This window comes from Methylocaldum sp. (assembly GCF_039794385.1).
Lineage (GTDB): Bacteria > Pseudomonadota > Gammaproteobacteria > Methylococcales > Methylococcaceae > Methylocaldum.
In genome coordinates this window covers 18,872-30,432 of sequence record NZ_JBDIVO010000020.1, presented here as the reverse complement: position 1 = coordinate 30,432, position 11,561 = coordinate 18,872, and the positions used below count along the sequence as shown (strand labels likewise).

10 protein-coding genes are annotated in these 11,561 nt (G+C 54.0%); 9 read left to right on the top strand and 1 reads right to left on the bottom strand.

The window, feature by feature from the left end:
- Nucleotides 1-63 precede the first annotated feature (63 nt).
- On the top strand, nucleotides 64-972 hold the full coding sequence (locus ABJK70_RS03470) for a cation diffusion facilitator family transporter (RefSeq protein WP_086133936.1): 909 nt from the start codon (nucleotides 64-66) through the stop codon (nucleotides 970-972).
- A 237-nt stretch (nucleotides 973-1,209) separates the two neighbouring features.
- Nucleotides 1,210-2,079: a L,D-transpeptidase family protein gene (locus ABJK70_RS03465; RefSeq protein WP_156880887.1), complete on the top strand. Its 870-nt coding sequence runs from the start codon at nucleotides 1,210-1,212 to the stop codon at nucleotides 2,077-2,079.
- Between the two features lie 409 nt (nucleotides 2,080-2,488).
- Here ABJK70_RS03465 and ABJK70_RS03460 read toward each other — a convergent pair whose 3' ends face one another.
- Nucleotides 2,489-2,650, bottom strand: a complete 162-nt coding sequence (locus tag ABJK70_RS03460) for a hypothetical protein (protein WP_156880886.1) — start codon at nucleotides 2,648-2,650, stop codon at nucleotides 2,489-2,491.
- A gap of 511 nt (nucleotides 2,651-3,161) precedes the next feature.
- Between ABJK70_RS03460 and ABJK70_RS03455 the strand changes: the two genes are divergently transcribed.
- The 7 genes from ABJK70_RS03455 (at nucleotide 3,162) to ABJK70_RS03425 (ending at nucleotide 11,554) form a co-directional block, all read left to right on the top strand.
- A complete protein-coding gene (locus tag ABJK70_RS03455) occupies nucleotides 3,162-4,973 on the top strand; it encodes an SbmA/BacA-like family transporter (RefSeq protein WP_077731041.1) in 1,812 nt (603 codons plus the stop codon).
- The gene (locus ABJK70_RS03450; RefSeq protein ID WP_086133938.1) at nucleotides 4,973-5,605 is read left to right on the top strand and encodes a hypothetical protein; all 633 of its coding nucleotides are present in this window, start codon (nucleotides 4,973-4,975) and stop codon (nucleotides 5,603-5,605) included. The genes ABJK70_RS03455 and ABJK70_RS03450 overlap by 1 nt, the downstream gene beginning before the upstream one ends.
- Nucleotides 5,606-5,697: 92 nt before the next feature.
- Entirely contained in the window at nucleotides 5,698-7,899 is a 2,202-nt protein-coding gene (gene rlmKL, locus ABJK70_RS03445) for a bifunctional 23S rRNA (guanine(2069)-N(7))-methyltransferase RlmK/23S rRNA (guanine(2445)-N(2))-methyltransferase RlmL (RefSeq protein ID WP_347257415.1), read from the top strand.
- A gap of 18 nt (nucleotides 7,900-7,917) precedes the next feature.
- The gene (locus ABJK70_RS03440; protein ID WP_086133940.1) at nucleotides 7,918-8,199 is read left to right on the top strand and encodes an acylphosphatase; all 282 of its coding nucleotides are present in this window, start codon (nucleotides 7,918-7,920) and stop codon (nucleotides 8,197-8,199) included.
- Nucleotides 8,200-8,268: 69 nt separating this feature from the next.
- Nucleotides 8,269-10,335: a DCC1-like thiol-disulfide oxidoreductase family protein gene (locus ABJK70_RS03435; protein ID WP_240506919.1), complete on the top strand. Its 2,067-nt coding sequence runs from the start codon at nucleotides 8,269-8,271 to the stop codon at nucleotides 10,333-10,335.
- A gap of 172 nt (nucleotides 10,336-10,507) precedes the next feature.
- On the top strand, nucleotides 10,508-11,125 hold the full coding sequence (locus tag ABJK70_RS03430) for a MotA/TolQ/ExbB proton channel family protein (protein WP_077731046.1): 618 nt from the start codon (nucleotides 10,508-10,510) through the stop codon (nucleotides 11,123-11,125).
- Nucleotides 11,126-11,131: 6 nt separating this feature from the next.
- Nucleotides 11,132-11,554 (top strand): biopolymer transporter ExbD, encoded by a 423-nt coding sequence (locus tag ABJK70_RS03425; RefSeq protein WP_086133942.1) that lies wholly within the window; start codon nucleotides 11,132-11,134, stop codon nucleotides 11,552-11,554.
- The last annotated feature ends 7 nt before the right edge of the window (nucleotides 11,555-11,561 follow it).

The following is an 11,561-nucleotide window of genomic DNA, read 5'->3' as shown; positions in this document are numbered from 1 at the left end:
TGCTGCGCAAATGCTATTCTTTTCACTCCTTCGATACGAAAAAGAACGACGCCACGAGGAGTCATGTCCCATCAAGCCGATTCGCTGAAATCCATTTTTTTCGCCCTGGGCGCAAACGCGGCCATTGCCGTAGCCAAGCTGTTCGCCGCCATGCATACTGGTTCCAATTCGATGCTGGCGGAAGCAATTCATTCCTTCGCCGATTGCGGCAACCAGGGCTTGCTGATCCTCGGCCTCAAGCGGGCGAAGCGTCCGCCTTCGCCGGATTTTCCTTTGGGATACGGCAAAGCGATTTATTTCTGGTCGTTCATCGTCGCGCTGATTCTTTTCAGTATGGGTGGATTGTTTTCGATTTACGAAGGCATACACAAGCTGGAGGCGCACGAAGGGCTGGAGTCGCCGTGGCTGGCGGTCGGGATTCTGGTGTTCAGCATTGCCATGGAAAGTGTCTCGCTTTACGGATGCCTGCGGGAAGTTAACAAGGCCAGGGGTAACCGAGGACTTTGGCGCTGGTTCCGCGACACGCGTCAGAGCGAACTGATCGTGGTTTTGGGCGAGGACGTAGCGGCCTTGGCGGGATTGGTGTTCGCTCTGATCGCTGTCGGGCTCGCCATGGCGACCGGCGATCCGGTTTACGACGCCGCAGGCAGTATCGCAATCGGTGGGTTGTTGGTATTGGTTGCCGTGGGCATCGGTGCGGAAGTCTCCGAGTTGTTGATCGGCCAAAGCGTTGAGCCCGAGATCAAGCAAGCCATACATAATCATCTGGACAAGTGCGAGGAAGTCGCGCAGATTTTCAATCTGATCACTCTGCAACTCGGCAGCGACGTAATGGTGGCGGTGAAGGCGAAGATGCGTCGAGTGGCCGAAATGAACGAAATGATCGCCGATATCAATCGCTGCGAGGCTGGTCTGAAAACGGCTTTTCCCCAAGTGAAATGGGTGTTTTTCGAACCCGACGCGGCCGATTGACCGGATCTGTGTGCCGTAATGCCGACGAGGCAATTCGCGTTCGGGCCGAACCGGAATCAAGAAGCCTCTTGAAGAAGAATTTGGACAGAACGGTAAATATATGGTTTTCGGTACAAAGTGTAAGTCGCTACTTGGATTGAATTTTCGTTGTCGAAGAAGTATGGGCTGGCAAGCGACGTTCGCTCGATTGACAGCCGTGCAGCCACGGAGGCGCGATTCTTTTTGAGGGACCTGCATATGAAATCGAAATTCGAGACTATCCTGTTGCTGATGGTGGCGGCTGCCTTTTTGACTGCCTGTACAGGGAGCACTAAAAAGCACACACGAACGAGTGGCAAGCAAGTCCTCAAGGTGGTTAAGAAACATCAGTCAGTAGCGCGCCAATCGCCCATGTCGACTGTTAACCAATCTCCGATGCTTTCGCCGCATATTCTTGAGCCCAGACACCGGACTATCCATGATGTGCTTTACCAATTCGGCCCGTATGCCGAGCAAGAGCTCAAGCCGTATTTCAGCAAGGCCGGTATCTCCTATCCGCCTAGGAAAGTCACGTTTATTGCACTGAAACAGGAAAAGAAGCTAGAACTTTGGGCCAAAGACGAGGGAGAGTTCCGTTTTATCCGCGGCTATGACATCAAGGCCGCCAGCGGCGTGACCGGCCCCAAGCTGCGACAGGGTGACAAACAGGTTCCTGAGGGGATATACCGCATTGTCGGACTAAATCCGAATAGCAATTATCACCTGTCGATGAAATTGAACTATCCGAACGAGTTCGACTGGTTCCATGCCCAGCGCGAAGGCCGTTTCGATCCGGGATCGGACATTTTCATCCACGGCGACAGCGTATCCGCGGGTTGTCTTGCCATGGGGGACAAAGTGATAGAGGAACTGTTCGTGCTCACGGCACAGGTCGGAGAAGAAAACGTCAAAGTGATCATTGCCCCGCGAGACCCACGCGTGTTGCCGCTCGATCCCGATGGTTACGGGCTACCTTCCTGGACGCCCGATCTGTACCGGACGATAGCCGCGGAGATGGAAGTTTTCTCCGACGAGGTCAGGGTTTCGAACAACCGGCCATTTTATCCGGCGCGTGCGCCGCTTCGGTAGTTGCTCTTTACCGATCCTCCGATCGGTGCGGGACTAGCTCAAGACAAATGGTTTTTTCCCGCGCGAGGTAGTGCCGCTGCCCAAGGAGCCTCAGGCGAATTCGGCTCGACTGTTCTTGATCCGCACAAGCCGCCAATCGGGCGGAAAGTTGTAGCGATCCAGATGAAACCACCCAATAGTGTGGTCGGGCCGATCAGCTTGAATTCGTTGGTGATGGGGCGGCGCGGACGGCAAAGCTGAAGGCGTAGCTTTCCGGAAGCATCAGCGCAAATTGTTTGCGCGCGACGAAACTGCCGCCTTTAATTCGTGGAATCTATCCCACCCGCTCGGTTGCTCCGAGCCGGCTGAAGGATTCAGCCTAGCAGCACGGTATGTGCAAGCTTGGCCGATTACGCCTCGAGCCCTGATGTCAGGAGGCGTGCTCGGTACCTTCGGAACTCTGCGTGCGGCCGCTCGCTTCCGCTTCGTCGACTATCCCCGCCACGTGCATTCGCAGGATGCATTTCACATATTTCCATAATGCGGAGAATGTTTGTTCGCTTAATTCGCGCTCGATGACTGTGGTCGACATGACATCTTCCTCCGAATTCACACCCACTCACCCAGGAGTTTGATTTCTATAATTCGTCGGTGGTAAGGGATTGCTCTCAAGCATAACGCTTCGACCGGCCTTTCGAAATACACATGATTTGTGCCAAGAACCGCCGACGCAATATTGCAGACTAGGCGGCTGTACTTTTCAACTGAAGCGTATCGATCGCACCCTTTCGTTATGAATGTTAGCCGATACGCGAAATTACGGAGAGCTTTTTTGTAGAACTCGCTTCGATAGTGGCAATTTTGGCTGGAGATGACCACACTTAAGGCCATCGGTATCTTGCCGTCGCGGGGTCCGGCACCTTGCGGGTGATACGGGACTTGAGTCACACTGCGACCAAAAAAGCATAACGACGTTACTATATTCAGTCGGTCAGTGTGCGCCCGAACCGAATTGAATTCCGGTACCGGCGACTGTGTTCGCGTTTATCGGAACAACGCGCCGGGGGAACATGCTGCGGCGAATAATACAAAGACGATTAATTATGAGTGCAGAATTTTCACAGATTAACCGATTGACGTGGCTTCGTTTCGTTCGCGGCATCAAGAGCTTCGTGTCTTCCGAAGTGGGCCGCAGGGCCGTAATGTTGTTTGTCGGCTTGATCATGTTTCTGTTTGCGATCAACGGTCTAAATGTCCTGAACAGCTACGTAGGTCGCGATTTCATGACGGCTATCGCAGAACGCAACCGAGAAGGTTTCCTGTGGCAGGCTTCCATCTATATCGGCGTTTTGGCGGCATCTACCTTGGTCGCGGTTTATTACCGCTTCATCGAAGAGCGTCTGGGTTTGCTCTGGCGGGATTGGTTGACCCGGCGCTTCGTCAATATCTATCTCGAACATCCCACCTATTACCGGCTCAATGACCGTCTGATAGCAAACGGGGAAATCGCCAATCCGGACCAGCGGATCGCCGACGACGTGCGGGCATTCACGGTTACTACGCTGTCCTTCACGCTGATGTTTCTGAACGGCGCTTTTACCGTTGTCGCTTTCTCGGGGGTGATGTGGTCGATCAGTCCGTTGCTCTTCGGCGTAGCGGTCGTTTATGCCTTGGTCGGATCCTTTTTGACCATTCGCTTAGGCTATTCACTCGTTGGATTGAACTATAACCAGCTCGACAAAGAGGCTAACTTCCGCGCGGACCTCATTCATGTCCGGGAAAACGCCGAATCGATAGCACTGTTGCGCCGCGAAGGTCGAGCTAGAGGCAGAGTCCTGCGCCATCTCGACGAATTGACGGCCAATTTCCGAAAAATCATCGACGTACAAAGAAATTTGGGATTCTTTACTACGGGGTACAATTATCTCATCCAGATTATCCCCGCCTTGATCGTGGCGCCTCTTTATATTCGCGGCGAAGTCGAGTTCGGCGTGATTACTCAAGCGGCCATGGCCTTTGCACATCTCTTGGGGGCATTTTCGCTGATCGTAACCAATTTCCAATCCATTTCTTCGTTCGCCGCAGTCATCGCTCGCTTGGGATCGCTAGCAGAGGCGATCGAGCAAGCACAGGCAACGCCGGTTCCAACGGGCGAAGTCTGCGCCCATCACCGTCGCACCTCCGAGTGTCCTATCTGCGTCAAGACGCCGGTCGCTCCAGCCGCCATCGAAGTGTGCGAAAACGACGGACTGCTTGCGTACGAGCATTTGACGCTGCGAGCTCCCGAGGATGGTCACGTCATCGTCAAGAACTTGTCCGTTTCGGTTCCTTCCGGAACACGTCTTCTGGTTTATGGAGAAGACGACACCGCGAGAGTAGCGCTATTCAAGGCTACCGCAGGTCTTTGGGAAAAAGGCGAGGGGCGGATCATTCGTCCGGAACTCGATCAGATCATGTTTCTTCCCGAGCGCCCTTATCTTCCTCCGGGAACGCTTCGTGAACTGCTGCTCCGGACCGGCCAGGAATTCGTGATCGATGAAGCGCGTATCCGGGCCGTTCTGAGCGCACTCGACCTGGAGCCCATGCTTGCGCGGGCCGGGGGGCTGGATACGGAACACGATTGGGACAGCCTTCTATCTCTAGCCGAACAACAGCTGGTAGCCGTAAGCCGTCTGGTGATTGCCGCGCCCAAATTTGCATTCTTGGACCGTATTGACACTGCTTTGAGCACGGAGCAAGTTGCCACGGTTCTGGACATGCTTAATGCTAACCGCATTGCCTATGTCAATCTCGGCGGATTGCACGACGGACTCGAATATTATGATGCGGTTTTGGAATTTGCCGCTAATGGTGAATGGACATGGAAAGCACTTCAACCCGAGCAAGAAACCTATACGGAACGGTCCGCCGTCTGATGGGCTGCAGAAATGCCGGAAGCGCAAGGTTTCCGGTAAAATTGGCCTTTTGCTGTCTGCTTGCGGCAGTAATGGCCGGTTGTGCAACCGCCCCGCCGAAAAACCCTTCGAATCTGTGCTCGATTTTTCTCGAAAAAGAAGATTGGTACGTTGACGCCCGAAATGCGCAGCGGCGGTGGGGCATACCCGTACCGGTCCAGATGGCGATCATCAATCAGGAATCGAGTTTTGTCGAGGACGCGCGTCCGCCCCGTTACCAATTTTTGGGTGTTCTGCCGTTGTGGCGGTCATCGTCAGCTTTCGGCTACGGCCAGGTCAAAGACGACACCTGGGAATGGTATCGGACGAAAACGGGCAACGGCGGAGCGGATCGGGACGAGTTCGGGGACGTGGTCGATTTTATCGGCTGGTATGCGCATCAAAGTTTTACGCGCCTTGGAATCGCGAAGTTCGACGCCTATAACCAATATTTGGCATATCATGAGGGCCACGGCGGATTCCGGCGTAAGACGTATCTATCCAAACCCTGGCTGCTGCGAGTTGCCCAGCGTGTCGCGGCGACTGCGACGCGTTACCGTCGGCAATTATCGACCTGTCAAACATCTCTTGAACGGTCGTTAGCAAGCGACTGAGAGACTGCAAGAAGCGAAGCCATGCCTTCCGATGCTGAACGGTCCCTATCTTGTCCAATCATCGCGCAATCGATTTTTTTATTAGCCAGTCAATGAATTGTTTTCAGCGTTTCTTTGCGACCGCTCCTCTCGGTATGGAGCTTCTTTTGGCAGACGAGTTAAGAGCATTAGGTGCGGTGGAGGTTGCCGAAACCCGCGCAGGGGTGGCTTTCGGCGGTGACCTCGAAACGGCGTATAAAGCGTGTTTGTGGTCCCGGCTGGCCAACAGGATCTTGCTCCCGCTGGAGCGTTTCCCTGCCGCAAGCCCGGAGGCACTCTACGAGGGCATCCGGCGAATCGAGTGGAGCGCTCATCTGGACTCGCAGGCGACCTTCGCCGTGGATTTCGCCTCCAGCCGGTCGAAGATCACCCATACGCTGTTCGGCGCTCAAAAGGTCAAGGACGGGATCGTCGATTACTTCCGCGAGCATCACGGCGTTCGCCCGTCGGTGCGTCTCGATCGCCCCGATCTCCGGGTGAACGTTTATCTGGATCGCGATATCGCGACCGTTAGCATCGATCTTTCCGGCGAGAGTCTCCACAAGCGCGCCTATCGACAGGAAGGCGGCCGTGCGCCGCTCAAGGAAAACCTGGCGGCGGCCATTCTGCTGCGCGCCGGCTGGCCTAGGATCGCCGAGAGCGGGGGACATTTCGTCGATCCCATGTGCGGCTCGGGCACCTTGCCGATCGAAGCGGCGCTTATGGCAAGCGATTTTGCGCCGGGGCTGCTGCGGCCTCATTTCGGCCTGTTCGGCTGGAAACAACATAACAGCGCGCTCTGGCAGAACCTGGTGATCGAGGCGGAACGGCGCTGCGAGGCGGGGTTGCGAAAACTTCCACCGATTGTCGGCTACGACATCGACCGGCAAGCCGTCCGAATCGCCCTGGCAAACATCGAACATGCGGGGCTCACGGGTTACGTCCATGTGGAGCGCAAAGCCATGGGCGACGCTCGCCCCCGCCATGCGTTCGGTCTGGTTGCCGTTAATCCTCCTTATGGCGAACGATTGGGCGACGAGAAGACGCTGGTCCCTCTGTATATCCAACTGGGAGAGACGCTGAAAAATCATTTCGTCGGCTGGAAGGCGACTCTACTGACCGGTAATCCGGACCTGGCCTTCAAACTGGGCATAAGGGCGACACGCTATTACACGCTGTACAACGGGGCTCTCGAATGCAGACTTTTCAATCTCGATGTCGAACCAGAGCGCTTCTTCACCCCGCGCGAACCGGAGCCGCTTACCGATGCGCAGCGTAAAACCCGCGAAATCTTTCGAAAAGCCAAAGCCGTGGAGGCAGCGGACAGTGGAGCGGAAATGTTCGCCAACCGATTGCGAAAGAATCTCAAAAATCTTGGACGCTGGGCGCGGCAAAACGGAATCCACTGTTATCGACTCTATGATGCCGACTTGCCGGAGTATGCCGTTGCCGTGGATGTATATGAGGGCGAACAGACTTGGGTTCATATGCAGGAATACGAGGCCCCCTCAAGCATCGATCCGGCCAAAGCCGAGACGCGGTTGATTCATGCCGTGGCCGCAATTCCAAAAGTACTTGAAATTCCGCCCGAACAGCTTTTTCTTAAAATTCGTCGTAAACAGAAGGGTTTCGCTCAGTACGAAAAACAGGCCGATGCCGGACGGTTTCACGTGGTGGAGGAGGGCGGATGGAAATTTTGGGTCAATTTCGAGGATTACCTCGACACCGGTCTATTTCTGGATCATCGCATTACGCGCCGGATGATTCAGGAGCGGTCGGCGGATAAGCGATTCCTGAATCTGTTCGCCTATACCGGAACCGCTTCGGTGTACGCGGCAAAAGGCGGAGCGGCATCGACGACCACAGTTGACATGTCCCGCACTTATTTGGACTGGGCGGCACGCAATCTAGAGCTTAACGGGATCGGTGGCAGCCGCCACGAGCTCATTCACGCGGATTGTCTCGAATGGGTCGATCAGGCATCGCGGGATAAGCGGCGCTTCGACTTGATCTTTCTGGACCCACCGACCTTCTCGACGTCGAAAAGAATGCGGCAAACCTGGGACGTGCAGCGGGATCACCCGATGCTGGTAAAAAAATGCATGAATCTCTTGGCATCGGGCGGAGCATTGGTTTTTTCGACCAATTGTCGAAAATTCAAGCTTGATTCCGAGGCGCTGGCGGGGATCAGCTTAGAGGACGTCACCCGCAAAACGATCCCGAAGGATTTCGAGCGCAATCCGAAAATTCATCATTGCTGGATAATCAGTCGCTGAGTGTTTCGAGGTGTAACGATGACGAGGCGGGTTCATGTTTTTGTAGGGGGGGTGGTTCAGGGGGTGTTCTTCCGCGCGGCTACCTGTGAGCGCGCCTCGGTCTTGGGATTAAGAGGCTGGGTACGAAATCTTCCGGACGGCCGGGTCGAAATCCTGGCGGAGGGCGCCTCGGAACGTATCGCGGAATTCTTGGATTGGTGCGCGAGCGGCCCTCCGCGCGCTAAAGTCGATTCACTGGAAGTGATCGAAGAAATCCCGGTTGAGGAATTCACTACATTCGAGGTACGCAGGCACTTTTAGCACGCCAAAGGCGGCCTGGACGTTCCTCCTGACTTTGCGGACGAGTTCCCCCAGAGACCTGAGGCACGCGTGGCTTTGGCTTTCCGAGCATTAAAACTTCGCTCATTCCGTCAGCAAAGAGTTACAATTCGCGTCATCGTGCCACACGCAAGTAACGCGACGCCGAATCGTTTTTCATTTCGAATTCCGCTCATAGCGCTCCCCTCACGCCTAATTATTCAAGCAATGTACCGAAAACTGAAATCATTGGTCGAGCAGGGGCTTGCCAAGCAAGTTCCTGCCACCGGCCTTGGTGCTTTCCGAATTGGCTTTTCATTGGTAATACTCCAGGAAATTGTTTTCCTATTTTATTTCCGGCATTTAATTTTTGATCCGGTACCATTTTTTGATAGAGCATCTCCCATACTGCATTTTTTTCTCCTTGCGTGGATTTGCGTCGCGGCATGTCTTGTCGTGGGGTATCACACTCGAAGGGCCGCAGTAGCTAATTATGTATTCTGGGTGACATTCGTCGTTTTCACCCCCATGTGGCAGGACTTCGACGGCGGATTCGATCAGTTGATGACGGGCTCCAGCTTTCTTCTGATGTTCCTGCCTACCGAGCGAGCATTATCCCTGGATAATCTGCGTCGTAAATTAAGACACTCGACATTGAATAACCGGTATGAGCCGCAAGACAAAGTAACGGTTCTTGCCTACTATATTCCACTTGCCATTTCCTTAGGATTACTCTATCTGGATTCGGGTATCCATAAACTTTCAGCGGATTTCTGGCGTAACGGGATGGGACCTTGGCTGCCGCCGACCATGCCTTATTACATGTCGGCAATCGATATGACGCCGTTGTTGAACATAAAGTCTCTGGAAATGTTTATCGGTTACACGATAATCGTCTTCCAATTCGCCTTCTTGTTCCTGTTTTGGTTCCGCCTCTTTCGGGTTCCTCTGTTGCTCACCGGGACGTTGTTTCACACGGGAATTGTGCTCTCGCTCAATATTTACCCCTTCGGTTTTGCGATGCTGGTCCATTATTTTTTACTGGTCCCGTTTAGGTGGTGGCGCAATCTGAAGAAGGCGTTCCAATTCGAGCAACCGGGGCTGACCGTTTTCTATGATCAACAATGCCCGTTGTGCAACCGCACCGTAATCGTCATTCAGCACTTCGATATTCTCAAGGCGGTTGACTTCAAGGGCTTGCAGACTAATGCGAAGGAATATCGGGAACTAGATTCGATTCCTGAAAATAAGCTATTACAAGATCTTTACGCTTTGGACGGTGAGCGGCGCTTGTATTCGGGATTGGATACTTATATCCGCATATTGGTCGGCATGGGATATACCGCCCCAGTCGGTTGGCTGATGAGATTGCCGGGCATTTACCATTTGGGAAACCGGTGTTATCGCCGAATAGCGGACCGACGAGAACGCATCGTGTGCGATGAGGCGTGTGCGGTTCAATCGCTGCCACCACCAATTGAGGAGCATCCTTTCGCGCAATGGTATCAACGTTATGCGGCGACGACTGGACAACAAACGCAACGCATCGCGAAATTCCTGATTGTGGTCCTGATGCTGCAACTGAACAGCACGATTCATTACGGCATCTTGTACCGCTGCGGAGAGGCTTGCGATATCGGCACTGCCGGCCGATTGCTGGATCACCTCAGCAATTCGGTCATCAATTTTTCCCATGCTTTTTTGGGAATAACGCCCCATGCTCTTTACATGCACGATCATTTCGCCGGCTACAATCACATCCTGGCCCTGACTTACAAGGACCAAAGCGGCCGGGAGCAATGGTTGCCTTTCGTGAACGAGGAGGGGCGGTTGGTTGCGCCAAATTGGGGCCGAGTGCAGTCGATGTGGGCGAACGTCGCAGTGACTTCTCACATGCACCAGGAGCGATTGAGCAAGTTCCTGAAAAAGGTTACGGCATTTTGGGGTACTGAGCTGGGATTGGATTTGTCGAACGCCGAATTTCTCGTCAAATTAAAGGAAGTGCGCGTTCCCATGGACTGGGAAGATGATCTGCGCCACAAGAATATCGCTCAGCCATGGCGCGATGTCGGAAAAGTTATTTGGCAACGCGGAAATTTTCGCGTCGAACTTCCGAACATCGATATAGAAACCTTGTAATGCTTTTATACCTGAGTTTTTTAGGTGTTGGCGGGTGAACGTCGGATGACTCGAAGACTCAGAAGGTGCCCGATTCGGCGTCCTGCTTACCTTGTCCGTGATGTTAACGGACTGCCGGTTTCAAGCCGATCGACTAAAATGGTTGGCTGACTAATGTTGGGGATAATCGACGATGTTCGAAATAATTAAGGCGGGCGGATGGGTCATGGTGCCCATCATTGCCTGTTCGATTTTGGCTTTAGCCATCATACTGGAGCGCTTCTGGACCTTGCGTGCAACCCGTATTATCCCGCCGCAGCTCGTTCCGGAAGTATGGAATCAATATCGGAAAAATCGGCTGGATACCGCCTACATTCGCAGATTGAAGGCGAACTCCCCGCTCGGCGCGGTCCTTGCCGCAGGGCTCGTGAACTATTCGCAAGGGCGCGAGGTGGTGAGGGAAAGTATCGAGCAGGCAGGACGCCAGGTGATCCACGATCTCGAACGATACTTGAACACCTTGGGCACTATCGCATCCGTGTCGCCTTACCTGGGGTTATTGGGCAGCGTCCTGGGTATGATCAAGGTCTTTTCCACGTTTTCCATGGCGAGCGGTATCGGGAATCCCACCAAACTCGCCGGCGGCATATCGGAAATCCTCATTGCCACGGCTGCCGGCCTGGCGGTTGCCATTCCGAGCCTTATTTTCTATCGATATTTTCAGGGGCGAGTGATCGACTTCGCCGTGCGCATGGAGGAGGAGGCCGTGCGATTGATCGAGACTCTTTACAGCAGTCAAGAAGAGGAATAAACGGCAATGAATTTCCGCCCGCGGCGTCGGGACTACCCCGAGCTCAACCTGATCCCGATGATCGACGTGCTCATCGTGCTGCTGATCTTCCTGGTACTGACCACGACATTCAGCCGCGAAGCAGAACTGCAAATCCGCCTGCCCGAAGCTACGGGTCAATCAACAGGTGAAGAAAAGGGCGTAGATGTCGTCATCGATACCGAAGGGCGTTATTTCGTCAATGAGCATCAGGTGGTAAACACGCAAATCGAAACCTTGAAAAAGGCGATTGTCGAAGCCGCGGGCGACAATAAGAATCCGTTGCTGGTCATCAATGCCGATCAAAAAACCACCCATCAAGCCGTAATTACCGTTTTAGACGCGGCCAGCCAGCTCGGTTTCACTCATGTGACTTTCGCCGCGAAGAGCGAGGCGATCGAAAATCCCTAGTCGTTCG